23 protein-coding genes and 1 pseudogene are annotated in these 23,644 nt (G+C 72.6%); 11 read left to right on the forward strand and 13 right to left on the reverse strand.

The annotated features are described in order from the left end of the window. Positions 1–37 precede the first annotated feature (37 nt). Complete coding sequence (locus tag ACIBCT_RS28275; protein ID WP_399193602.1) at positions 38–607, forward strand: hypothetical protein; 570 nt, start codon at positions 38–40, stop codon at positions 605–607. 55 nt (positions 608–662) lie between these two features. Further along, positions 663–1,274 (forward strand): histidine phosphatase family protein, encoded by a 612-nt coding sequence (locus tag ACIBCT_RS28280; RefSeq protein WP_399193603.1) that lies wholly within the window; start codon positions 663–665, stop codon positions 1,272–1,274. A gap of 45 nt (positions 1,275–1,319) precedes the next feature. Here ACIBCT_RS28280 and ACIBCT_RS28285 read toward each other — a convergent pair whose 3' ends face one another. The 3 genes from ACIBCT_RS28285 to ACIBCT_RS28295 all read right to left on the reverse strand — a co-directional run bounded on the left by ACIBCT_RS28285 (position 1,320) and on the right by ACIBCT_RS28295 (position 2,797). Continuing rightward, positions 1,320–1,577 (reverse strand): hypothetical protein, encoded by a 258-nt coding sequence (locus tag ACIBCT_RS28285; protein WP_344904575.1) that lies wholly within the window; start codon positions 1,575–1,577, stop codon positions 1,320–1,322. 122 nt (positions 1,578–1,699) lie between these two features. Continuing rightward, positions 1,700–1,936: a DUF397 domain-containing protein gene (locus tag ACIBCT_RS28290; RefSeq protein WP_030921376.1), complete on the reverse strand. Its 237-nt coding sequence runs from the start codon at positions 1,934–1,936 to the stop codon at positions 1,700–1,702. After that, positions 1,937–2,797 (reverse strand): helix-turn-helix domain-containing protein, encoded by an 861-nt coding sequence (locus ACIBCT_RS28295; RefSeq protein WP_399193646.1) that lies wholly within the window; start codon positions 2,795–2,797, stop codon positions 1,937–1,939. It abuts the gene before it with no gap. A gap of 193 nt (positions 2,798–2,990) precedes the next feature. On the opposite strand from ACIBCT_RS28295, the gene ACIBCT_RS28300 reads away from it, so the two are divergent. Together ACIBCT_RS28300 and ACIBCT_RS28305 are read left to right on the forward strand one after the other, a co-directional pair. Then, on the forward strand, positions 2,991–3,536 hold the full coding sequence (locus ACIBCT_RS28300) for an ATP-binding protein (protein WP_399193606.1): 546 nt from the start codon (positions 2,991–2,993) through the stop codon (positions 3,534–3,536). Between the two features lie 438 nt (positions 3,537–3,974). Continuing rightward, positions 3,975–6,371 (forward strand): helicase-associated domain-containing protein, encoded by a 2,397-nt coding sequence (locus ACIBCT_RS28305; protein ID WP_399193608.1) that lies wholly within the window; start codon positions 3,975–3,977, stop codon positions 6,369–6,371. Between the two features lie 158 nt (positions 6,372–6,529). Here ACIBCT_RS28305 and ACIBCT_RS28310 read toward each other — a convergent pair whose 3' ends face one another. Then, on the reverse strand, positions 6,530–7,567 hold the full coding sequence (locus tag ACIBCT_RS28310; RefSeq protein WP_399193610.1) for an ABC transporter substrate-binding protein: 1,038 nt from the start codon (positions 7,565–7,567) through the stop codon (positions 6,530–6,532). A gap of 390 nt (positions 7,568–7,957) precedes the next feature. On the opposite strand from ACIBCT_RS28310, the gene ACIBCT_RS28315 reads away from it, so the two are divergent. From ACIBCT_RS28315 to ACIBCT_RS28330, 4 genes are all read left to right on the forward strand, one after another. Beyond that, positions 7,958–8,944, forward strand: coding sequence for a FecCD family ABC transporter permease (locus ACIBCT_RS28315; protein WP_399193612.1), 987 nt, complete (start codon positions 7,958–7,960; stop codon positions 8,942–8,944). Beyond that, entirely contained in the window at positions 8,941–10,053 is a 1,113-nt protein-coding gene (locus tag ACIBCT_RS28320; protein ID WP_399193614.1) for a FecCD family ABC transporter permease, read from the forward strand. Before ACIBCT_RS28315 ends, ACIBCT_RS28320 begins: the two co-directional genes overlap by 4 nt. Then, positions 10,050–10,898: an ABC transporter ATP-binding protein gene (locus ACIBCT_RS28325; protein ID WP_399193616.1), complete on the forward strand. Its 849-nt coding sequence runs from the start codon at positions 10,050–10,052 to the stop codon at positions 10,896–10,898. The genes ACIBCT_RS28320 and ACIBCT_RS28325 overlap by 4 nt, the downstream gene beginning before the upstream one ends. A 118-nt stretch (positions 10,899–11,016) precedes the next feature. Then, positions 11,017–11,337, forward strand: a complete 321-nt coding sequence (locus ACIBCT_RS28330; protein WP_344904593.1) for a co-chaperone GroES — start codon at positions 11,017–11,019, stop codon at positions 11,335–11,337. 156 nt (positions 11,338–11,493) lie between these two features. Here the strand turns inward: ACIBCT_RS28330 and ACIBCT_RS28335 are convergent, their stop codons facing one another. The 4 genes from ACIBCT_RS28335 to ACIBCT_RS28350 all read right to left on the reverse strand — a co-directional run bounded on the left by ACIBCT_RS28335 (position 11,494) and on the right by ACIBCT_RS28350 (position 14,960). Beyond that, positions 11,494–12,525 (reverse strand): hypothetical protein, encoded by a 1,032-nt coding sequence (locus ACIBCT_RS28335; RefSeq protein ID WP_399193619.1) that lies wholly within the window; start codon positions 12,523–12,525, stop codon positions 11,494–11,496. A 123-nt stretch (positions 12,526–12,648) separates the two neighbouring features. Further along, positions 12,649–12,918 (reverse strand): hypothetical protein, encoded by a 270-nt coding sequence (locus ACIBCT_RS28340; protein WP_399193621.1) that lies wholly within the window; start codon positions 12,916–12,918, stop codon positions 12,649–12,651. A 168-nt stretch (positions 12,919–13,086) separates the two neighbouring features. Beyond that, on the reverse strand, positions 13,087–13,947 hold the full coding sequence (locus ACIBCT_RS28345) for an ABC transporter permease (RefSeq protein ID WP_399193623.1): 861 nt from the start codon (positions 13,945–13,947) through the stop codon (positions 13,087–13,089). Continuing rightward, positions 13,944–14,960 (reverse strand): ATP-binding cassette domain-containing protein, encoded by a 1,017-nt coding sequence (locus tag ACIBCT_RS28350; protein WP_399193624.1) that lies wholly within the window; start codon positions 14,958–14,960, stop codon positions 13,944–13,946. Before ACIBCT_RS28350 ends, ACIBCT_RS28345 begins: the two co-directional genes overlap by 4 nt. A 134-nt stretch (positions 14,961–15,094) precedes the next feature. Between ACIBCT_RS28350 and ACIBCT_RS28355 the strand changes: the two genes are divergently transcribed. Next, entirely contained in the window at positions 15,095–15,865 is a 771-nt protein-coding gene (locus ACIBCT_RS28355; RefSeq protein WP_399193626.1) for a TetR/AcrR family transcriptional regulator, read from the forward strand. Between the two features lie 107 nt (positions 15,866–15,972). Here ACIBCT_RS28355 and ACIBCT_RS28360 read toward each other — a convergent pair whose 3' ends face one another. From ACIBCT_RS28360 to soxR, 4 genes are all read right to left on the reverse strand, one after another. Then, positions 15,973–16,347 (reverse strand): hypothetical protein, encoded by a 375-nt coding sequence (locus ACIBCT_RS28360; protein WP_399193628.1) that lies wholly within the window; start codon positions 16,345–16,347, stop codon positions 15,973–15,975. Positions 16,348–16,500: 153 nt separating this feature from the next. After that, positions 16,501–17,034 carry a TIGR02611 family protein gene (locus tag ACIBCT_RS28365; protein WP_399193630.1) on the reverse strand — a complete coding sequence of 178 codons (534 nt, stop codon included), beginning with the start codon at positions 17,032–17,034 and terminating at the stop codon, positions 16,501–16,503. Between the two features lie 374 nt (positions 17,035–17,408). Continuing rightward, the gene (locus tag ACIBCT_RS28370; RefSeq protein WP_399193632.1) at positions 17,409–20,381 is read right to left on the reverse strand and encodes a cellulose binding domain-containing protein; all 2,973 of its coding nucleotides are present in this window, start codon (positions 20,379–20,381) and stop codon (positions 17,409–17,411) included. A 215-nt stretch (positions 20,382–20,596) separates the two neighbouring features. Continuing rightward, positions 20,597–21,073 (reverse strand): redox-sensitive transcriptional activator SoxR, encoded by a 477-nt coding sequence (gene soxR, locus ACIBCT_RS28375; RefSeq protein WP_344898180.1) that lies wholly within the window; start codon positions 21,071–21,073, stop codon positions 20,597–20,599. Between the two features lie 50 nt (positions 21,074–21,123). On the opposite strand from soxR, the gene ACIBCT_RS28380 reads away from it, so the two are divergent. Continuing rightward, positions 21,124–21,522, forward strand: coding sequence for a PPOX class F420-dependent oxidoreductase (locus ACIBCT_RS28380; RefSeq protein WP_399193634.1), 399 nt, complete (start codon positions 21,124–21,126; stop codon positions 21,520–21,522). 65 nt (positions 21,523–21,587) lie between these two features. Here ACIBCT_RS28380 and ACIBCT_RS28385 read toward each other — a convergent pair whose 3' ends face one another. After that, the gene (locus ACIBCT_RS28385; RefSeq protein WP_399193648.1) at positions 21,588–22,625 is read right to left on the reverse strand and encodes a LacI family DNA-binding transcriptional regulator; all 1,038 of its coding nucleotides are present in this window, start codon (positions 22,623–22,625) and stop codon (positions 21,588–21,590) included. Positions 22,626–22,806: 181 nt separating this feature from the next. Here ACIBCT_RS28385 and ACIBCT_RS28390 point away from each other — a divergent pair. Continuing rightward, positions 22,807–23,644: pseudogene (locus tag ACIBCT_RS28390) on the forward strand (alpha-L-arabinofuranosidase); the annotation flags it as partial.

A 23,644-nucleotide genomic window follows, 5' to 3' on the forward strand; every position in this document is an offset into this window, starting at 1 on the left:
GACGCGGCCGGGTCCCGATCCTCCCTAGCGTCGCGCCATGTCCCAGAAAGAACCCGCGCCCCCGTGGCGTACCCCGGCGACCCTGTCGGCGACGGCCGGCGGCCTGGCCATGGCCGCCGTCGGAGCGATGCAGGCGGTACGGCCCTTCGACGACGACCCCCGGGTGCTCGGCGAGGAGCACCTCATCCTCGGCCTGTTCGCCGCCTCGCTGGTCCTGCTCGTCCCCGGCCTGTTCGCGCTGGCCCGGCACGGCACCGGTGCCGCCGTCGCCGGAGCCGTCGCCGTCTCGGCCGGTCACCTCCTCCTGGCGTTCGGCGCGACCGCGTCCAACCTGCGCGGGGAGGACCCCCCGTGGTTCGGTCACGTGGCCGCCCCGGCGAACCTGGCCATGCTCGCCGGGGCCGTCGTGACGGCGGTGTCGCTGTGGCGGGCCGGGCGGGTGCCCCGGCCGATCGCGGCCGCCCTTCCGGCGATGTGGCTCTGCGAGATCGTCCTGGCCCAGGTCGGCGGAGGGATGATCGCCGGCGTCTACTGGCTCCTCGTCTGCCACCTGCCCGCCCCCGGCGCCCCGGAGGAGGTCACCGTGCCCGAGTACGGCCACGGGTGAGGCACGGCCCCCACCCGCCGCCCTCCCGGTCCCGTCCGGGGCCATGATGGTCGTCATGAAACAGATGACGCTGCTGCGGCACGGCGAGACCGAGTGGAGCCGGGACGGCCGGCACACCGGGCGCACCGACCTGCCGCTCACCACCAAGGGCGAGGAGCAGGCGCGGGGGCTGGCCCCGCTGGTGGAGGGCCGGACGTTCGACCTGACCCTGGTCAGCCCGGCCCTGCGCGCCCGGGAGACCGCCCGCCTGGCGGGTCTGGGCGCCTGCGAGACCGAACCCGACCTGTGGGAGTGGGACTACGGCGGCTACGAGGGCATCACCACCGCCACGATCCGCGAGAGCCGTCCGGGCTGGTACCTGTGGCGTGACGGCGTCGTGCCCGGTGACGCGGACCATCCCGGTGAGAGCGCGGCGCAGGTCGGCGCGCGCGCGGACCGGGTGATCGCCCGCGCCAGGGCCGTCGAGGGCGAGGTGGTGCTGGTCGCGCACGGGCACTACCTGCGGGTGCTGTGCGCCCGCTGGCTCGGCCTGCCCCCCGAGGACGGCCGCCTGTTCCGGCTGGACACCGGGACCTACTCCCGGCTCGGCTTCGAGCACGACGAGCCGGTCGTCCTGGCGTGGAACGCGCCCCTGGAGACGGCGCCGGTCGGCAGGGCACCCGTCTGAGGGCTCTCTCCCGCGCCGGGGTCCGCGCCGGGGTCCGCGCCGGGCTCAGGCCGCGGCGGCGGCCGGCTGCGGGCCGCGGCCGGTCAGCCACTCCAGGACCTTGCGGTGGCCGTGACAGGCGTCCTCGAAATGACCCCACCGCCAGTACCGCGGCTGGTCGCGCACTCCGGTGACCCATGTGCGGTAGGACACCGGAGTGGGCGAGCCCTCTCCCGTGGCGGCCGAGGCGACGCCGTAGGTGCGGATCACGACGCGCCCGCCTGGCGCGATCAGCACGTCGTCGGCCACCGGATACAAGGTCATCTGGTCGAGCACGTCCGAGCCCCCAATCACTGTGAGCTCGAACTCTCCCGTGCCGGCCCACTCCCCCGGTTACACCGTCGGCGCGCCGCGGTTAACCGGGCCGCCCCGATGTAAAAACGGCGTTACACCGTGAGACCGTCGAACTCCCCATCCTTCACCCCGAGCACCAGGGCACGAATCTCGTCCCGGGTGTAGATCAGGGCGGGCCCCTCCGGGAAACGCGAGTTGCGGACCGCGATGCTGCCGTCCGACAGTTCGGCCAGCTCGACACAGTTGCCCGTCGAGTTGCTGTAGCGGCTCTTGCGCCAGCTGGCCCCGGCAAGGTCAGTGGCGGGCATGCCGTTGTAGGTCTGCTCCATTTACATCTCTCTGAGAAGGTCGCCGAGGATCTCGGCGGTGCCCCCGGGCGTGGTGCTTTCCACGCACAACTGCTCCATGGCCGTGAGGTACGGATCGACATCCTCACGCTTGTCCAGGTAGAGGGCACCCCAGAGCTGCTCGACATAGACGACGTCCGACAGGTCGGACTCGGGAAACCGCAAGATGCTGAACGCACCACCCTCAGCCGCGTGCATTCCGAACCGGAAGGGCATCACCTGGAGGGTGATGTTGGGAAGCGTGGCCACTTCCAGCAGGTGCTGGAGCTGCTCACGCATGATCTCCTTGCCTCCGATGGGACGCCTCAGGGCCGCCTCGTCGATGACCGCCCACAACCGGGGGCCGTCCTTCTTCGTCAGGCGATCCTGCCGCTGCATGCGCATATGCACACGACGCTCGATCTCCGCCTCCGGCACGTCCGGGTAGCCCAGCCGGATCACGGTGCGCGCGTAGGCCGACGTCTGCAGCAGGCCGGGAACGAACTGCACCTCGTAGGTGCGGATCATGTTCGTGGCCTCCTCCAGCCCCACGTAGGTGGTGAACCAGTGCGGCAACAGGTCGCCGTACTTGTGCCACCAGCCGGGGGTGTTCGCCTCGCGGACCATCTCCAGCAGGCCGCGCCGTTCCGCGTCGTCGAGTACGCCGTACAGGGTGAGCAGGTCTTCTACGTCACGTGTCTTGAAGCCGACACGGCCGAGTTCCATACGGCTGATCTTGGACTCCGAGGCGCGGATGTGAAATCCGGCCGCCTCACGGGCGAGCCCCTTCTCCTCACGCAGCCGGCGCAGGCTCGCGCCGAGCATGATGCGCCGAACGGTGGAACCGGTACCGGGCGGATCCATGGACACGTGGTGCTCCTCGCTCGCTTTCCTGATCTCCAGTGTGTCACTTCGCGGCCTGAGAGTCCCTGGCCGCGGCCAAGATCCCCTTTCGTGTGGATTTGCCCAATCATGGGTAACGGTAGCGGTTGCACAGGCCTGATGCACGTGCATTCGCTCTTGCACCTGCACAGGAGTTTGGACCATGATTACGGCTGTGCAGTCCGCCCAAACCGCGCCCCCCCGAGCCTCCACGTCCTGGACGACCCTTGACTGGTGGCCCCCCGCCGGATGGTGGCCCGACTCCGCCCGCGATCTGCTTCCCGGATCTCCCGTGGTCATGGCCAGCGCCACCTTCGTACTCCCCCCGCACGCCGAGTCCGTCCACTCCGCCCGAAACTTCGCGACGGGCACCCTCACCGGCTGGAGCCTGGGTGAGCTGAGCGAGAACATGGAGCTGGTCGTCTCCGAACTGGCGACCAACGCCTTCCGACACGGGCTGCGGCTGGCCGAGTCCCGCGCCAGGGAGCCGATCCGGCTCTCCCTGCTCCGCCGGGGCACGACGGTCGCCTGCACCCTCAACGACCCGGGGGCCGGCTTCCCCTCGCTGCGCACCCCCTCCGCGCTCGACATCGGCGGCCTCGGACTGCACATCGTCGAGTCGCTGAGCCTGCGCTGGGGCTGGGCACCGCTGGCCCCGTACGGAAAGATCGTCTGGGCCGTCCTGAGGACCGGACGCCACGACGACCCCGACCACCCCTGACCGCAGCCTCTCCTCCCCGTCCTCCCCGTCGGGTTCCGGCCACCGCCGGCGTCCCGCCCCCGGCCGCCCGCCGGGTGCCGCCCTCTCCTTCCCGGGAACGGCACCCGGCCGGCTTCCGCCTCCCCGGCCCCGTTCCGCGTTCCGGCACCCGCCAGGACCCCCGCACCCCGAGACCCCCGAGAACCCCGGGATCCGTGCTCCGGGGCCCACCGGACCTCCCCGGACGGCGCCGCCCCTTCCCCTCGGACGGCGCCGGCCGGTCCCGGGGCCGCCACCCCTCCCGCCCGGCGGCCCCGGGACCGGCCAGAACCGGACGGAGACCACGATGACGCGGCGCATTCTGCGCGGTAGACACCGTCAGAGATTGCCCTCTGCATTACCGTGGATGTTTATGGCTCACGGAGAGTCCCCGCGCGAGATTCCTGAAAGAGCTGCGAGATGGACGATCACCTGCTCGGCTGGTTGAAAACCCTCGACGAAGAACGGCTCGCACGAGTTCTGGCCAACCGGCTGGACGCCATCGCCCCACCGTGGCCGCGCCGCCTGGACACCCTGGCGCAGCGGCTGGGCAACGGTTTCGCGGTGATGGAGGTCATGCGCGGCCTGCCGCTGCCCTCCCTGGAGGTCGCGCAGGCGTCACTGGCGCTCGGCGAGCAGGCCGACCCGGCCGCGGTGGCCCGGTTCCTGGGCGCGCCGGAGCCGGAGGTGACGCCCTGGCTCGACCTGTTGTTCGACCACGCGCTGGCGTGGCCGGACGACGAGGGACACATCCGCGTGGCCGAGGGGGTCGCCCGGTGGTGGGCGGCGCCCTGCGGGCTCGGCGAGCCGCTCCCCCACTACCTGAACTCCTGGACGGTCAGCGCCGACGCGCTGCGCGGGCTGGCCAGGGCCCTCGGCCTGCCGAACGGTCCCAAGCGCCGCACGGTCGCCAGGATCACCGAGATCCTCTCCGACCCGGCACGGGTGACCGCGCTGCTGGAGGGCGCGCCGCAGGGCGCCCGGCGGCTGCTGGACGAGTTCGCCTGGGACGGCCCGGTCCGCGACGTGGACGGCGGCAGGTTCGTGGTGCCCGGCGCCCCCGAGAAGTGGGCCGCCGACCACGGGCTGCTCTTCCGCCCGAGCTGGAACGTGGCCGAGATGCCCCGCGAGGTCGCGCTCGCGCTGCGCGGGCCCGACTACCACCCCCCGTTCACACCCGCCGCGCCCGACCTGGCCACCATGCCGGTGGACCCCGAGGCCGTGGACCACCTGATGACGCTGGCCGCCCCGCACGTGGTGGAGCGCTGCGCCGCCATGCTGGAGAACACCGCGAAGTTCCCGCTGCCGCTGCTCAAGGCGGGCGGTGTCGGCGTGCGCGAGGTCCGCCGGGTGGCCAAGGACACCGGCTGCGACGAGGACGAGACCCGGCTGCTGCTGGAGGTCTGCGCGGTCGCGCGGCTGCTGGCCTGGGACGAGCCCGCCGGCGGCCTGGTGCCCACCGAGAAGTTCGACCGCTGGCGGCTGGACGACGCCGCGGCCAGGCTGCGGGTGCTGCTGTCGGCCTGGTGGCGGATGGAGCGCTCGTCGCTGCGGAAGGTCGACGGCAAGTACGGCACGGTGCTCGGTGACGACCCGGCCGGGGCCATGGTCGCCCGCGCCCGCCGCGCGGTGCTCGGCGTCCTGGCCCGGCTGCCCGCCAGCACGGCGTGCACCGACCGCTCCGGGCTGGTCAGGTCCGCGCACTGGCACGCCCCGCTGCTGGACCGGTCGCTGCTGGCCGAGTGCGTCCCCGCCGTGCTGGAGGAGGCCCGGATGCTCGGGCTGGTCGCCCTCGACACGATCACCGACCTCGGCCGCGCCCTGGCCGGGCTGGACGCCTTCCCCGGGGACGAGATCGACGACTGCACCCCGCTGGTGGAGAACGACCCGATGCTGGTCGAGTGCTCGGTCAGGGCGCTGGCCAGCGTGCGGCGCAGCGCGCTCTTCGGTGCCGACCTCACCGCCGTGGTGACCGGGCCGCCGGCCGGCGAGCTGGCCGAGCTGCTCGACCGGGCCGCCGAGCGCGAGTCGCGCGGCGCGGCCTCGGTGTGGCGGTTCACCCCGGCCAGCGTGCGCCGGGCCATGGACGCCGGCTACACCGCCGAGGGCCTGCTGGGCGACCTCGCCGAGGTCGGCACGGTGCCGCAGCCCCTGGAGTACCTGGTGCACGACGTGGCCAGGCGGCACGGGGAGGTGACGGTGACCTCGGTCGCCTGCATCGTGCAGGCGTCCGACCCGGCGCTGCTGGCCGAGATCGCCGGGCACCGGCGGCTGGGCAGGCTGGGCCTGAGGCTGCTGGCCCCGACCGTGCTGGCCAGCTCGGTGCCCGCCGACAAGACCCTGACCGCGCTGCGGGAGAACGGTTACGCGCCGGTGCCCATCTCCGACACCGGGGAGATCACCATCCGCCGGGCCCGGGTGGAGGAGCCGCAGAACGGCCGGCTGATCCTGCTGCCCGGGGGGCGGGTGGCCGAGTTCGAGCAGCCCGCGTACCCGCTGGTCGAGCCGCCGCCGGACCCCCGCGAGCACGCCCAGCGCCTGCTGGGCGCAGAAGGGGAGGCCGCCCAGCCCGGAGGCAGGACGTGGGCGGTCATCGGCCGCATGGCCTCCCGGCTGCCGACCGCCCAGCAGTCCCTGCTCGGGTTCGTCGTCGACCGCGGGGTACGGGCGGCGATCACCCTGGCCGACGGCCTGACCGCCACCATCAGCCACGGCGAGCTGCGCAGCGGCGTGCTCGACGCGTGGTGCGAGGAGGCGGGCGACTACCTGGAGTTCCCGCTGGCCGACATCGTCGAGGTGCGCGGCACCTACGTCTGACCCGCCCCGCCGCGGCACCTACGTCCGACCCGCCTCGCGGCGGCACCTCCTCCGACCCGCCCCGCGCACCCGGCCGGACACGGCGCGCCCGTCCGGTCCCGTACGCGTCGGCGCGGCATGCCCCGCGATTCCGGTCCCGCGTTCCTTCGGTGTTCCCCTCAGAGTTCCTTGGCCTTGGACAGGTCGGCGCCGAGCTTCTGCAGCAGGTCGGCGAAGCCCTTGTAGCTGAAGCGCTCCTCGGAGTTCCAGCCGTAGACCTGGTTCGCCGTGACCGCGGGCAGCTTGGCGAAGGTCGGCTTCCTCTTCATCTCGTCGATCTTCATGGACTGGGTGCGGTTGTCCACCAGGATCACGTCCGCCTTGTACTTGTCGGCGTTCTCCCAGCTCAGGGACTCCCAGAAGCCTCCCTCGTCCACCTTGTCCGGCACCACGACGTCCAGGCCGAGCTCCCGCAGGTAGCGCACGCCCGCGTGGTCGTCGGGGTTGACCACCCACATGGTCTCCGGGCCTCCGGCGATGGCCATGATCTTCAGCTTCTTGGTCGCGGGGCTGGCCAGCGCCGTGGCGGCGGCGTCGAAGGCGGCCTTGGCCTCGGTCACCGCCGGGGCGCCGAGGTCGGCGCCCAGGGACGCGGCCACCTCGCCGTACTTCTCGATGATCTCCGGGGCCGACCTGCCGTTCAGCCGGACGCCGAGGGTGGGGGCGACCTGCTCGATGGTGGCGGCGGACTTCTCGGGCACGTACCACAGGGCCTTGTCGTACATGCCGCTGACCAGCAGGTCGGGCTGGAGCGAGATGTACTTCTCGACGTTGAACTCGTCCCACACGTTGCCGATGGACTCGACCTTGGTGATGTCGACGTCGCCGACCTGGGGGTCCTTGGAGCCGTCGGTCAGCCGGTGCGGGCCGAAGACCGCGACCGGGCGGACGCCGAAGTCCCACAGCGCCGCGGCCGCGCCGACCTGCGCCACGACCCGGGACGGGCGCGCGGGCGCCTCGAGCTTCTTGCCCCGGTCGTCGGTGAAGGTCCACGGACCCGTCCGGGCACCGGACGCGGCCGCGGAACCGGAGGCGGCGGGCGAGCCGCTCGCCGCGGGGGAGGCGGTGTCGGCTCCGCTTCCGCACGCTGCCAGGGCGAACACCAGGCCGAGCCCGGCGGCCATGAATCCCCGCCGCGGCATGACAGATAGCGACATTCGTGACTCCAAAGGATAGGCTTGCCTAAATGACTTTTTCATTAGATTAGCCTTGCCTTACCGATACGGAGCGAGAGGGGTGGCCCGATGAGCCCGGCCGACACGGCCACGTCCGCGACCCCGTCCGCGACCTCGTCCGCGACCTCGTCCACCGTCGCACCGGCCCGTGACCTCGGACGATCCCCCGGTCACGGCGGGTCCCCGGAAGCCGGGGGATCCTCGGGAGCCGAGGGATCCGCAGGAGCGGGAGGAGCGGGGGGATCGGGGGGATCGGGTGACGGGCCCGGCGGCCCGGGAACGGAGGGGTCCCGGGAGCCGGCCGGATCCGGTGGGCGCGACGGCGGGCACGACGGCGGGGCACCGCTTTCGCGGCCCGGCCGCCGCTCGCCGGTGCTGTTCGCCGGGCTGCTGGCCGGCCTGGCGGCGCTGGTGCTCATGGCCATGGTCAGCATCGCGGTGGGGTCGCGCTCGGTCCCGCTCTCCACGGTGCTGGACGCGCTGCTCGCGCCCGACGGCTCCACCGACCACACGGTCGTCCGGAGCCTGCGGGTGCCGCGGACGCTGATCGGCCTGGGCGTGGGCGCGGCCCTGGGCCTGGCCGGCGCGCTGATGCAGAGCCTCACCCGCAACCCGCTCGCCGACCCCGGCCTGCTCGGCATCAGCCAGGGCGCGATGTTGGGCGTGACGATCGCCATCGGGCTGCTCGGCCTGGGCGACCCGGCCGTCTACGTCTGGTTCGCGTTCGCCGGGGCGGCCGCCGCCGCGACGCTGGTCTACGCGCTGGGGTCCGGCGGGCGTACCGGGGGCGGGCCGGTACGGCTCACCCTGGCCGGCGTCGCCCTGGGCATGGTGTTCAACGCGGCGGCCTCGGCCGTGCTGCGGATGGACAACGCCACGTTCGACCGGATGCGGTTCTGGCTCACCGGCTCGCTGGCCGGGGTCGACGGCGGCGCGGCGGTCCGGTTCGCCCCGTTCCTCGCGGCCGGGCTGGTGCTCGGGCTGCTGCTGGCCAAGCCGCTCAACGCCCTGGCGCTCGGCGACGAGGCCGGGCGCGCGCTCGGCGTGCGGGTGGGCCGCACCCGCGGGCTGACCGCGGTCGCCATCACCCTGCTCTGCGGGGCCGCCACCGCCGCGGCCGGTCCGATGTGGTTCATCGGGCTCGCCGTGCCGCACGCGGTACGCGCCTTCACCGGCCCCGACCAGCGCTGGGTGCTGCCCTACACCGTCGTGCTCGCGCCCCTGGTGCTGCTCGGCTCCGACGTCCTCGGCCGGGTGATCGCCGCCCCGGGCGAGGTGCAGGTGGGCATCATGTGCGCGGTCGTCGGCGCCCCGGTGTTCATCCTGCTCGCCCGCCGCCGGAGGCTCGCCGCCCTATGACCGCCTCTCCACCGACCCTGCCCTCCACGACGCCCTCCACGGCGTCCACCGAGGGGTCCCCCGGGACGTCCCGCGCGCTCCCGTCCGGCGGGCCGCGACCGCCGGTCCTGCGGCTGCGCTCCTGGTCCCTGCGGCTCTCCCCGCGCGGCCTCGGCGCGGGGTTCGCGATCACCGCCGTGGGCCTGGCCGTCGGCCTGGTCGCCCTGTCCACCGGCGAGTTCACGGTCCCGATCCCCGACATCCTGGCCGCGCTGTTCGGCGACGGGCCGCCGGTCGCCGAGCTCATCGTGAACCGGCTGCGGGCGCCGAGGGTCGTGACCGGGCTGCTGGTCGGCGCCGCGTTCGGGCTGAGCGGGGCGATCTTCCAGAGCCTCACCCGCAACCCGCTCGGCAGCCCCGACTTCATCGGCTTCACCGCCGGCGCCGCCACCGGGGGCATCACCGCCGTCATCCTCGGCGGCAGCGCCTGGCAGATCGCCGGGGCCTCGCTGGCCGGGTGCGTCATCTGCGCGATCGTGGTCTACGGCCTGGCCTTCCGGCGCGGGGTGCAGGGCCACCGGCTGATCCTGGTCGGCATCGGGATCGGCGCGCTGCTGCTCTCGGCCGACTGGTACATGCTCACCCGTGCCGACATCAACGACGCCGCCACCGCCGGGGCCTGGATCACCGGCAGCCTGAGCGGGCGCGGATGGGAGCACGCGATCCCGGTCGCGTGCGCGCTGGCCGTGCTGCTGCCCGTCTGCGCCTGGCTGTCGCGCCCGCTGCGGATGATGGAGATGGGCGACGACGCGGCCAGGGCCGTGGGCATCCGGGTGGAGCCGGTGCGCGCGGTGGCCATCGGCACCGGGGTGCTGCTCTGCGGGCTCGCCACCGCCGCCGCCGGGCCGGTGGCCTTCGTGGCGCTGGCCGCGCCGCAGCTCGCCCACCGGATCTCCCGCTCCCCCGGCATCACCCTGCCGCTGTCGGCGCTGGCCGGCGCCACGCTGCTGGTCGGCGCGGACCTGGCCGCCCAGCGCCTCTTCGCACCGGTCCAGTTGCCGGTGGGAATCATGACCGCCGCCATCGGCGGTGTGTACCTGGTGTTTCTGCTCAGGAGGGAACGACGTTGAGACTGTACGGCACCGGGCTGACGCTCTCCTACGACAAGCGCGTGGTCGCGACCGATCTGGACGTCACCATCCCCGACGGGTCGTTCACGGTGATCATCGGCCCCAACGCGTGCGGCAAGTCCACGATGCTGCGCGCCCTGGCCCGCATGCTCAAGCCGCGCGCGGGCGCGGTCCACCTGGACGGGAACGTGATCACCTCGCTGCCCTCCAAGGAGGTGGCGCGCCGGCTGGGCCTGCTGCCGCAGAGCTCGATCGTGCCCGACGGCATCACGGTCGCCGACCTGGTGGGCCGGGGGCGCTACCCGCACCAGCGGATGATGCGCCAGTGGTCGCGCGAGGACGAGGTCGCGGTGGCCTCGGCCATGAGGTCGACCGACGTGACCGAGCTGGCCGACCGCTGCGTGGACGAGCTGTCCGGCGGCCAGCGCCAGCGCGTCTGGCTGGCCATGGCGCTGGCCCAGGAGACCCCGATCCTGCTGCTGGACGAGCCGACCACGTTCCTGGACATCGCCCACCAGATCGAGGTGCTCGACCTCTGCGCCGACCTGCACGAGCAGGGCAGGACCCTGGTGGCCGTCCTGCACGACCTGAACCAGGCCTGCCGCTACGCCACCCACTTGATCGTGATGCGCGACGGCCGGATCGTCGCGGAGGGCGACCCCTCCTCCATCGTCACGGCCGACCTGGTACGGGAGGTCTTCGACCTGCGCTGCGAGATCATCGACGACCCGCAGAGCGGGACCCCGCTGATCGTCCCCGAGACCCGCCGCCGGGCCACCGCGTCCGCCACGCCGGTCACGGCCACGGCGTCCGGCATGGCCGCCACGGCGCCGCTCAAGCGGTAACGCCGGGAGGATCGCGCGTCGCGGCCCGGCGGGAGGCGCCGTTCCCCTTCCGCCGTTTTCACACCACTGTCACGCGGACGAGCCGGTACGACTCCGGTGTTCCCATAAACTGCATTCCGTGGGTGACCCCAAGTTCGAGATCCAGATGCTCCACGACCGCGTGATGGTCAAGGTCGAGCAGGAGTCCGAGGAACGGCGCAGCACGGCGGGCATCGTCATCCCGGCGACGGTGAAGATGGCCAACCGCCTGGTCTGGGGAGAGGTCTGCGGTGCGGGCCAGAACGTCCGCGCGGTCAAGGTCGGCGACAAGGTCCTGTTCAACCCCGAGGACCAGTACGAGGTCGAGGTGCACGGCCAGGTCTACCTGGTCATGCGCGAGCGTGACCTGCACGCCATCGCCACCCCCCAGACCGACAACGGAACCGGCCTGTACCTGTGAGGGCCGCCGCGCCCTGAGACCCGCGCCGCCCGGCCGGGCCCGTCGTCGCCTGTCCCGCTCCCTCCCGCGCGTCCGGCTACCGGTCCGGGTCACGCGTCCGGTCCGGGCCGCGCGTCCGGTTCCCGGTCCCGGCCGAGGCAGGGCGGGGAGGCGGGGTCAGCGGCGGGTGTAGCCGAGGTAGATCCTGGCGTCCCAGTCGCCGGCGGCGAACGCGGCCAGCACCCGCGTGGTCCTGCCCTTGAGCGTGGACAGCACCACCTGGTAGTGCCCCCCGGAGGGGATGACGGCGATGAAGTGCTTCTCGTCCCACCACCCCCACAGGGCCTTGGGCCGGATGCCGGGCACCTTGGCGGCGAGCCTGCCCGAGGCGCGGTCCCAGACGCAGACGTGCTCGGTGTAGGTGGACGGGCACCAGGTCATCAGGCCCCGGCCGGAGGGGGTGAAGGCGTCCTCCCCTCCCGCGGGCCTGCCGGTCTTGACCAGGGTGCGGCGGACCGCTCCGTCCTGGCCGTAGAAGCGGGTGCCGCCCCGGTACTCGGCCATCACGTCGGAGCCGTCGGAGCTCCAGCGGAACCGCGCCGACCCGTCGACCTGGGCCACGATCGCCGGTTTCGCGGTCCTCGCGGAGGCGTCGACGATCACGAAGCCCGAGGTCACCCATGCCGAGCCGCTCTTGCGCTGGACGGTCAGCACCGCCTTGCGGCCGTCGCGGCTCCAGTGCGCGTAGTGCGCGACGAGCGGCTTCCTGACCGTACGGATCGTGGTGGCCTTGGAGGTCGCCAGGTCGAGCAGGACGACCGAGTCGTGGCCGTTCCGGTAGGAGGTGGGCACCGCGATGGCCTTGCCGCCCTTGGGCGCGACCGTGACCTCCTGGTAGGCGCCCTGCCGGGTGAACCCGTCCCCCCGGCGCAGGTAGGTCTTCGTGCCCGAGGAGTAGGAGGTCACCCTGAGCGGGTCGGTGGCCTGCTCCCGCAGGGTGACCCGGGTGCCGGGCAGCACGATGTCGACGGCCCGCCAGGACGCCGCCGGGGACACCCTCGGGGACACCGCGGAGGACACCGGGGAGGCCGCCGCGGAGATCCCGGCGGCGGGTCCGGCGGCGTGCGCGGCCGCCGGGAGCGGCACGACCGGCAGGGCCAGGACGACGAGAGGACCGAGCAGGCGGCGGATACCAGGAGTCACGGACACGGCGGCATCCTAAGTCGGAAACCGCTCATGATCGCGATCTAGAACGAAAGGGTTAGAAGAGGTGTGGAAGCGGCCTTCCGGGGCGAGGAATACCGGAAGGCCGCGGGGTCCGCGTCCCGCCGGTCAGGGGTCCCCGACCGGCGTGCCGCACCTGAGGCACTCCACGCCCGCGGGGACGCGGTGGCGCCGATGTTCGTAGAAGCGGTGACCGAGAGCCGTCGTGACGAGCACCCCGCCGAGCAGCAGGAGCATGAACGGCCCGTACTTCTCGTGTCCTATCAGGCCCATCGCCAGATGGGCGATACCGGCGGCGACGATGATCGCGCCGACGTTGAGCAGTTCCCTGTTGAGCGTCCACCCCGAGGCGGATCGTTCCCGTTCCGTCTCACTCATGCCTCCCAGGCTCACTACCCTCGGTTACAGGGCGCGACGGATCCCGTCACCACGATGTAAAACACCGGGCGTCCCTCCGGCGGCGGCCGGTGTGATCGGTCACCGCGACACCCCACCCGGCCCGTCCCGGCCGGACGGGACACCGGAGAACCCGGGCGGGACGTCGCCTCAGTCGCCGAGCCTGCGGAACGTACGGGCCGAGAGCGGCAGGAACACGGCGATCAGCAGCAGCGGCCAGAGCACCGCCATCAGCGTCGCGTGCTGCGCCACCCAGGACTCCCCGGCCCAGCCGGGGTCGCCGAAGAGCCGCCTGACGGCGGTCGCGGTCGCCGAGAGCGGGTTCCACTCGGCGACCGCGCCGAGCCAGGAGGGCATGGTCGCCGGATCGACGAACACGCTGGACAGGAAGCCGACCGGCCAGATGAGGATCTGCACGGACGCCACCGCCTCCGGCCCGCCCGCGACGAGGCCGATGAAGATCCCCACCCAGAGCACGGCGAAACGCAGCAGCAGGAGCAGGCCCACCGCGGCCAGCGTGCCGGCCGGGCCGCCGTCGCCGCGCCAGCCGAGCAGCAGCCCGGTGGCGAACATGACGGCCAGCCCGACGGCCGAGTCGAGCATGTCGGCGATCCCGCGGCCCATGACGACCACGGAGGAGTTCATCGGCATGGAGCGGAACCGGTCGGTCACCCCCCTGGCCGCGTCGGTGGTGACCGCCGTCATCGTGGTCTCCAGGCCGAACAGCATCGTCATCGCGAACATGCCGGGGACGAGGAAGTCGATGTAGTCACCCGCGCCTGAGCCGCCGGGGCCGCCGGAGGGAGCGCCGATGGCGCCGCCGAACAGGCCGCCGAACATCAGCACCATCAGCACCGGGAAGAACCAGCCCAGCACGACCGGGCCCGGTCTGCGGACCCAGTGCCTCAGGTCGCGCAGGGCGATCGTCCAGGAGTCGGTGAACACCCGGGCCGCGCGGGTCGCCGGGGACACGGCGGAGACGGCGGAGGGGGCGGGGGTCGTGACGCTCATGCGGGCACCTCCGTACCGGGGGCCGGGACGCCCGCGGCCACCGGCCGGGGGTCGTCGCCCGTCAGGTGCAGGAACACCTCGTCCAGGGTGGGGCGGCGCAGCGTGACGTCCACGGGCTCGACCCCGGCGTCGCCGAGCGCGGTGACCAGCGTGACGAGCGCCCGGGTGCGCTCGGAGACCGGGACGCTGACCCGGCAGGCGCCGGCGTCCACCAGGACCTCGCCGGACGCGACCCGCGCCGCGAGGGCCCGGGTGGTCTCCGCGTCCCCGGCGTCGGCCAGGACGACGTCCAGCCAGTCGCCGCCGAGGGCGGACTTCAGCTCCTCGGGGGTGCCCTCGGCGACGACCCTGCCGGCCCCGAGCATCACGATCCGGTCGGCCAGCCGGTCCGCCTCCTCCAGGTACTGGGTGGTGAGCAGCACGGTCGTGCCCGCGTCGACCAGGTCGCGCACGGCCGCCCACACCTGCCTGCGCGCGGCCGGGTCGAGGCCGGTGGTGGGCTCGTCCACGAACAGCACCGGCGGCGCCACGATGAGGCTCACCGCCAGGTCGAGCCTCCTGCGCATGCCGCCGGAGTAGCCGCCGACCGACCGGGGGCCCGCGTCGGCCAGCGAGAAGCGTTCCAGCAGCTCACCGGCCCGTCTGCGCGCCTGCGCGGCGGAGAGGTGGTTCAGCCTGCCGAACATCTCCAGGTTCTGCCGCCCGCTGAGGATCTCGTCGACCGCGGCGTACTGGCCGACCAGCCCGATCCGCTCGCGGACCCGCCGGGCGTCGGTCCGGACGTCGAACCCGGCCACGCTCGCCCGGCCCCCGTCGGGTCGCAGCAGCGTGGCCAGGATCCTGACGGCGGTCGTCTTGCCCGCCCCGTTGGGGCCGAGCAGCCCGCAGACCGTCCCGGCCGCGACCTCCAGGTCGAAGCCGTTGAGCCCCGTGCCCGGCGGGGCGCCCGCGTACCCCTTGCGCAGGCCGTCCGCGACGATCGCGGACCCGGCCCTGGCGTCCTGTCGTCTCACCCGTTCTCACCCGTCCTTTCGTGCCGGCCCGGCAGGAGGACCCGCCGACCCGCACACCTTTGCCGTATTGAGTACGGTACAGCGTACGGCTCCGTTACGGTGGTCCTGACGCCGAGAATCTGGAGACCGATCCCGTGAGTGCGAAGAAAGCTTCCGACGCCGACCCGGCCCGCAGCCTTGCCCTCCTGTGGGGCTCGCACAGCAAACCGGGGCGTTCCGGGCTGACGGTGCGCTCGATCGTCCTGGCGGCCGTCGAGCTGGCCAACGCCGAGGGGCTCGACGCGGTCTCCATGCGCCACGTCGCCGAACGGCTGGAGGTGGGGACCATGTCCCTCTACACCCACGTGCCGGGCAAGGGCGAGCTGGTCGACCTGATGATCGACGCCACGTACGGGGAGCTGTACGCCGACGTGGACGCGCCGTCGCGGCAGCCCGGCGGGTGGCGCGGCGCGCTGGAGTTCATCGCCGCCCGCAACTGGGACCTCTACCGGCGCAACCCGTGGATGCTCCAGGCCCGCGACCCGCGCTCCACGCTCGGGCCGAACGCCACGCTCAAGTACGAGGCCGAGCTGCGTCCCCTGGAGGGCTGGGGACTGTCGGACGTCGAGATGGACTCGGTCCTCAGCCTGGTCCTCTCCCACGTCGAGAGCACCGCCAGGTCCAGGGCCGACCAGCTGCGCGTCCAGCAGGAGAGCGGGATGGACGACGCCGAGTGGTGGCTGTCCAACGCCCCGCTGCTCGAACGGCTCGTGGACGCCGGCCGCTTCCCGGTCGCCTCCCGCGTCGGGCAGGCGGCCGGCGAGGCCCACCAGGCGATCACCGACCCCGCCCACGCCCTCTCCTTCGGCCTGGAGCGCATCCTGGACGGGGTGGCCGTGCTGATCGAGGGCCGCGGGCGCCCCTGACCCCGGGCCGCATCCGGGACGCCCCGGGTGCGGGTGCGGCCGGGGCGTCGCGTGAACGCCGGAAGGGGGGCCGCGTGCCTCGCGACCCCCCTCGACGTCACCGGTGTCTAGAAGTAACCGGTGCCCGTGATGGCGGCCGGGGTGTTGCCCATGTTCTTCACGCGGTAGCGGATGCACTGCGCGGGCGGGGTGGTGCTGGCGGCCACGTACGCGGCGTGGTCGTTGGCGGCGATCGGCAGCGTGCCGATGTACCGGCCACGGCAGTTGCCGATCTTGATCTTGACGGGGACGCTGTTGTTGTCGAGCTTGATCAGGACGTTCCCGTTGTACTGGGCCGCGGGGACGAGCTCGGGCGTGAGGAAGACCTCCTCGCCCGGCTGCACCCTCGCGGCCAGGTTGACGTCGTCGGCGTGGGCGGGGGTGCCGGTCAGGATGGCGGCTCCGGCGGCCGCGAGGACCAGCATCGAGGACAGGGCGCGCATAGAACGTCACTCTCCTTAATCGTCTCTGCCGATCCGTCCCTGCGGATCGGACGTGGAGACACTACGGAGAGTCACATCCGGGAAAGATAACGAGCCGTACTCCACCGGGTAAAACTCGTGGGGGCCGGGTCCCGGTGAGGCGCGCGGGCCGGTCTAGCGGAGGAGGAGCTTCTGCGCCTCGACGACCAGGTCGAGGCCGAAGCTGAGCTTGAGGCCGAAGTAGACGATGGCTCCGGCGGTGACCGCGGCGGCCAGGACGACCAGGATCTTGACGGTCCAGCCCCGGCGGCCGAGCCAGGCCGTCCAGGCCGACAGGGTCCGCTTGCCGAACTCCAGCAGCCGGTGGGCCCAGTGGAACTCGGTGGCCAGCACGGCCAGCCCCGCGAAGACGACCAGCCAGCCGGGGCCGGGGAAGGGCACCATGATGAGGCCGCCGATGACCAGCACCGCGCCGACCACACCGACGACGATCTTCAGGGTGAGACGGCCGGTGCGGGTGGACCTGATGTCGTCGAGCCTGCCGTGCAGGCCGGATCGCCGGGCCCTGGGGGCACCGGTCTCACCGGGGGCACCAGGGTCACCGGTGGCGCCGGTGCCGTTGACGTCGCCGGGCCGCGGCGGGCCCGGCGGGTTCGGCGAGCCCTCTGCCGCGTCCCGAGGTCCGCGCACCCCATCTGAGATCGCCATGCTCTCCCCCGGACTGTCGGTTTCTTCCACAATAGGGTCTGCCGGGCGGCCGGGCCTCCGCGGAGGGCGGATCTCATCCTGAAGACGGACCCGTACCGGCCATAAGACCGAGCCCGGACCCGCAATGGGGCCGCGACGGCCGTCCCGCCGGTCCGTCCCGCGTCACCCGCGCGAGGGAGTGCCGCGACCAGGACGGCCCCGGCCGGGCCCGTTCAGGGCTCGGCCGGGGCCGTGCGCGCTCCCGGCCCGTCGTGGTTCTCACTCCGGGCCGGGAGGCCGATGACGGGCCGCCGGGACCCCCCGGCCTCGGCGGCCGGTCGCACCGGCGGGTCTTCCTCCTGGCCGTCCCCGCGGGGACGGCCAGGAGGTGGTCGTCAGGAGACGGTGCAGGTGACGGTGGACGGGACGCCGTTGGTGCCGGTCCAGCTCGCGCCGAAGCCGAACACGGTGGACGCCCCGGCGCCCAGGGCGCCGTTCCAGTTCGTGTTCCTCACCGTGACGGCGGCACCGGTCTGGGTGTGGACGCCGCTCCAGAGCTGGCTGATCGTCTGGCCGTTCGGGAACGACCAGGTGACGGTCCAGCCGGTGGTCGCCGAGGTTCCGGTGTTCTTCACCGTCACCTCGCCCTGGAACCCGCCCGGCCAGGAGTTCGCGACCTTGTAGGTCGCGGTGCAGCCGCCCCCGCCCTGTCCGGCCGCGGTCTTGAAGGTGACCGGCGCCGAGGCGGTGGAGCCGTTGCCCGCGGCGTCACGGGCGATCACGTAGAACGTGTACGAGGTGTCCGCGCTCAACCCGGTCAGCACGTGCGACGCCGAGGAGGCCGTGGCCACCTTCACGTCCGTCGCACCCGCCTCACGGTAGACGTCGTACCCGCTCACCCCGCCCGCGTCCGTCGAGGCCGCCCACGTCAGCGTCGCCCCCGAGGAGGTGACCGCCGACGCCACCGGCGTACCCGGCCGGGTCGGCGGCACGGTGTCGTCGGGAGGGACGGTCCCGTCGTTGTCGGCGTACAGGATGCCGCGGCCGTTGGTGCCGAGGTAGACGCGGCCGTAGACGCGCGGGTCGCCGGTGAGGGCCTCGCCCGCGTTGCCGTACTGGTGCTTGTCGTCGTTGATCCTGACCCAGCTCGCGCCGGTGTCGTCGGAGCGGAACACGCCGGTGACGCCGCCGACGGTGGCGAGCGTGTACAGCGCCTGGTAGCTCTTGCCGGGCGCGGCCTTGCCGAAGCCGATGTTGACCGCGCTCGTGACGCCGGGCAGCTTGGTGAACGACGCGCCGCCGTCGGTGGAGTGCCAGATGCCCGCGGCGGCGCCGGTGTCGTTGGCGGGCCCGGTCAGCCAGATGTCGCCCTCGCGGCCGGGTACGGCCTTGAACTTGACGTTGCCCTCGGCGGGCAGCCCGGTCGCGGCGGTGGCCGTGAACGAGGCGCCGCCGTTGACGCTGACGTAGAACTTCCCGGCGCTGAAGCCGTAGAACGTGCTCGGGTTCACCCGGTCGGACTCGACCACGGCGCCGGTCGGCAGCCCGGTGGAGGCGGTCCAGGAGTTTCCGTAGCCGACCGAGTAGTGCACGCCCACACCCTTGGGCGCCCAGACGAACCGGGAGCCGTCGGCCGCGGCGGCGATCGTGCCGCCCTCGTTGATCCCGGCCGGCTCGCTCCCCTGGAACCAGTTGGCGCCGCCGTCGGTGGAGAACGCGGCGTGGCTGTCGTTCGGCCGGTCGGCGTCGGTGAAGTTGCCCGCGCGGACCATGACGGCCGGGTTGGTCTCGGCGTAGTCGAGGCTGGTGGTGGAGGTGAAGATCGGGGAGGTGAACATCATCGGGGGCACGGCGTCGAGGTTCGTGTGCCGGAAGCCTCCGATGTCACCCAGGGCGCTGACCAGCGGGGGCCCGGACGGCGGGCTGATCAGGTCGAGGACGGCGGTCTCCTCCAGCCCCTTGACCATGGGCTTGATGGTGAACTGGCCGCCGGTGTCCCACTTCTTGAGGTCCTCGGTGCCGTACAGCGTGGCGCCGGTGCCGTACATCATCCGGTTGCCGTCGAACGGGTCGATCTCCAGCGACTCGGTCATCCAGCCGAGCTTGGGCGTCGTCTCGGGCAGCTGCGGGTTGGTCCCGAAGGTCAGCCACGGCGAGGAGGAGACGTCCATGGTGTAGCGGAAGCTGCGGTTGGGGTAGGAGGTGAAGTCCCAGACGCGGGTCCAGGTCGCACCGGAGTCGGTGGACCTGAAGAAGATCACGTCCGGCCACCAGGAGATCTGGGTGGCGACCATGATCGTGCCGGGGTTCTGCCGGTCGATCGTGAGGCCGCTGTAGCCGTAGTACGCCTCGGACGAGCTGGAGGGGACCGGGCTGATCTGGGTCCACGCGCCGGTGGTCGTGTTCAGCTTCCACACGTCGCCCTTGGCGCCGTCGTAGGGGCCGGAGGTGTCGCTGGTCGCGATGTAGAGCGTGTGGTTGACGTGGTCGAGCACGCCCTTGTGCGCGATGTAGCCGGTGGGCTGCCCGGCCACCCGGCTCCAGGTGGTCCCGCCGTCGGCGGAGGTGTAGACGGTGTTCTCCTTGTCGGCGACGCCGACGTAGATCCGCTGCGTGGTGTTGCCCGCGGTCGCCGAGCTCGGGTCGAACGTCACCCAGACCACGCCCGGACGGTGGCTGGTGTAGCCGTTGGGGTCGGAGGGGTTGTCGGCGTGGTTGCCCGCGTTGGGGAAGCTCGCCACCTTGGCCCAGGTCACGCCCTTGTCGGTGCTGCGCCACAGGCCGTTGCCCTCGGGCGCGCCGAAGTAGACGACGCTGTTCCTGTTGGGGTCGACGGCCAGCCGCTCGCCCATCCCGCGGCCGGGCATGTTGCCGCCGAGCTTGAACGGCAGCGTCGTGACCTGCCAGGTGGCGCCCTTGTCGGCGGAGCGCAGGATGGCCCCGTTGTTGGGGTCCCAGCTGTTGGTGTACATGCCGGCGGCGACGTAGACGCGGTTCGTCTCCACCGGGTCGGTGGCCAGGCTGACCACCCCGTTGTAGCCCCACCTGTCCCAGCCCACCCAGTCGAGCAGCGGGGTCCAGCTCTTGCTCGCCTGCTCCCAGCGGTACGCGCCGCCGATGTCGGTGCGGGCGTAGACGAGGTTCTTCTCCTTCTGGTTGAACACGATCCCCGGCACGAACCCGCCGCCGTCGATCCTCACGTTCTTCCACTCGTACGGCTCGGCGGCGGCCACGGAGCGGGCCGCGGGGCCGGACACGGTTCCGGCCCCGGCCGCGGACGCCGAGGCGCCCGCCCCCGCGCCGGCCGCGCCCACCGTGGCACACGCCATCGCCACGGCGGCGAGCGCGCTGAACAGCCTTCTTCGCATGTACGGCTTCCCTTCGCAATGCAACGGACAAACCGCCATGCACGATCAGGTGACGGGACCCTGACCGTCGACCGCCCATGATGCGCGTGCATGAACGCCCAGAGGTTCACACGCGGGACCCCGGGGCGTCAATAGTTTGGATGGACAACTAAAAAACCCGCCCCCGTGCCGCCGTCCCGGGGCGTCGGGGACGGGCTCCGGGACGGCCTCGGGCGTCAGTCCACCGCGCAGGTGGGAGCGCATTCCCGGCGCGGGGCGACCATCAGGCGCGAGCCGGGACCCCGCGCGGCGGCCACGTCGTCGGGGTTGGCCAGCGCGCAGCGGTCCAGCGACAGGCAGCCGCAGGCGATGCAGTCGGTCAGCCCGTGCCGGAGCCGTTCGAGCTGCCTGATGCGCCCGTCCAGCTCGTCCTGCCAGACGGCGGAGAGCCGCTCCCAGTCCTCCCTGGTGGGGGTGCGGCCGTCGGGAAGGGCGGCGAGCGCCTCCTGGATCGTCCTGAGCGGGATGCCGACGCGCTGGGAGACGCGGATGAAGGCGATCCTGCGCAGGGTGTCGCGCGGGAACCGGCGCTGGTTGCCGGCGGTGCGGCGGCTGCGGATGAGCCCCTTGGCCTCGTAGAAGTGCAGGGCCGAGACGGCCACCCCGCTGCGGGCGGAGAGCTGGCCGACGGTCATCTCCGGAGTGTTGGGCATGCGCCAGTCTAACTTGACCTCAACATAAATTGAGGTTACAGAGTGGGGACATGATATTCACGGAGGCGGAGCTCGCCTATCTCAAGGACCGGCACCTGGGCCGGCTGGCCACGACCGACTCCGCCGGGGGGCTGCAGAACAGCCCGACCGGCTTCCACATCGACCCCGAGACCGGCACCGTCGACATCTACGGCCGCGCGATGGGGACCACCAGGAAGTTCCGCAACGTCCGGACGAACCCGCGGGTGGCCTTCGTGGTGGACGACCTGGCCTCCACCGACCCCTGGCGGGTGCGGGGCGTGGAGATCCGCGGCGAGGCCGAGGCCATCGAGGACCACGAGCCCCCCTTCCCCTACCTCAGCCGCGAGGTCATCCGCATCCACCCGCGCAGGATCATCTCCTGGGGCGTCGACCCGGCCCAGGAGGGCCTCAAGGCCCGCGACGTCTGACCCCGCCCCCGGGGCCCCGGTCACCGGAGCGCCGGGGCACCGGTCACAGGTCATCGGGGCGCCGGTCACCGGCCGGGACCCGCCGGACGCGGTCGCGCGGGTGACCGGCCGAGGGTGCTCTCCCTGGCCACCAGCCGGTAGCCCGCGCCGACCTCCTTCGGGGGGTGGTCGGCCGGGCCCTCGATCCGCTGCTTGAGCAGGTCGACCGCGATCCGGGCCAGCTCGGCCTTGTCGGGGGCGACCGTGGTCAGGGTCGGGGTGCTGAACCGGCCGTCCTCGATGTCGTCGAAGCCGGCCAGCGCGACCTCCTCGGGCACCCGCAGCCCGTACGACAGCAGGGTGCGCAGGGCGCCCAGCGCCAGCAGGTCGTTGAAGCAGAACACCGCGTCGGGCGGTTCGGCGCGCTCCAGCAGCCCGGCCATCGCCGCCGCCCCCTGGTCCCTGCGGTAGCGCTCGACCGTGGCGACCGTCTCGGGCAGCCCGCGGGCGGCCATGGCCTCGCGGTACCCGGCCAGGCGGAGCGGGGCGGTGCCGCTGGCGGCGTTGTCCTCGGCGCCCAGCGCGGCGATGCGGGTGCGGCCGAGCCCGATCAGGTGCTCGGTGACGTCGCGCGCCGCCCGTACGTTGTCGATGGCCACGTGGTCGGCCGGGCCGTCGTGGATCCGCTCGCCCAGCAGCACGAGCGCGGTGGCGTCGGTGCGCGCGGCCAGCTCGTCGGCGCCGATCGCGATCGGGCTGAGGATCACCCCGTCCACCCGGTGGTCGCGGACGCCGTCGAGGATGCGCCGTTCCCGCTCCAGGATGCCGTCGGTCTGCTCGATGACCACCAGCCACCTCAGCTCGGCCGCGGCGTCGATGACGAACCTGGACAGCTCCGCGAAGTAGGGGGCGTCGAGCTCGGGCAGCGCCAGGGCGACCACGCCGGTGCGTCCCTGGCGCAGGTTCCTCGCCGACAGGTTGGGCCGGTAGTCCAGCCGGGAGAGCGCCTCCTCCACCTTGGCCCGGGTCGCGGGCGAGACGTGGGCGTACCCGTTGACGACGTTGGAGACGGTCTTCACCGACACCCCTGCCAGACGCGCGATGTCGCGCAGGCTCCCTCCCACCCGCTCCCCCATTCCCGCCGCGGTCGCCACCGCCCGGCCCGGCGCTCTTGGGCCGTACGGGATCCGGTCCCGACGATCGTAACGCCCCGGTATCGACTTTCGAAATGCCCGTGTACAACGTTGAAACAACGTTGTAGAAACCTCCTACTACGAAATATCGCGTTAACAGAGAGGTCGTGCCGTGGCGTCTACCGCCCGCCTCCCCCTGGACCCCTCCTTCCGGATCGCCCCGGTCGAACCCCGGCTCTTCGGCTCCTTCGTGGAGCACATGGGACGCTGCGTCTACACCGGCGTCTTCGAGCCCGGACATCCCCTGGCCGACGCCGACGGCTTCCGCACCGACGTGCTGGAACTGACCCGCGAGCTCGGTGTCACGGTGGTGCGCTACCCCGGGGGTAACTTCGTCTCCAACTACCGCTGGGAGGACGGCGTCGGCCCGGTCGAGGAGCGTCCGGCGCGGCTGGACATGGCCTGGCGCAGCCTGGAGGGCAACGCCTTCGGGCTCAACGAGTTCATGACGTGGGCCGCCAGGGCCGGGGTCGAGCCGATGATGGCGCTCAACCTCGGCACCAGGGGGGTCGCCGAGGCGCTGGAGCTGGTCGAGTACAGCAACTACCCCGGTGGCACGCGCCTGTCGGACCTGCGCCGCGCGCACGGCGTGGACAAGCCGCACGACGTGCGGCTGTGGTGCCTGGGCAACGAGCTGGACGGCCCGTGGCAGATGGGCCACAAGACCGCCGCCGAGTACGGGCGGCTCGCCGCCGAGACCGCGCGGGCCCTCAAGCGCTTCGACGAGGACCTGTCGCTGGTGGCCTGCGGCAGCTCCAACAGCACCATGCCGACGTTCGGCGCCTGGGAGGCGGAGGTGTTGGAGGCGACGTACGAGATGGTCGACTACATCTCGCTGCACGCCTACTACGACCCCTCCGACGGCGACGTCGACTCCTTCCTGGCCAGCGGCGCCGACATGGAGCACATGATCCGCTCCATCGCGGCCACCGCCGACCACGTGGGCGCCA

Source organism: Streptosporangium sp. NPDC050855, from assembly GCF_044456585.1.
In the GTDB taxonomy this organism is placed as follows: Bacteria; Actinomycetota; Actinomycetes; order Streptosporangiales; family Streptosporangiaceae; genus Streptosporangium; species Streptosporangium longisporum.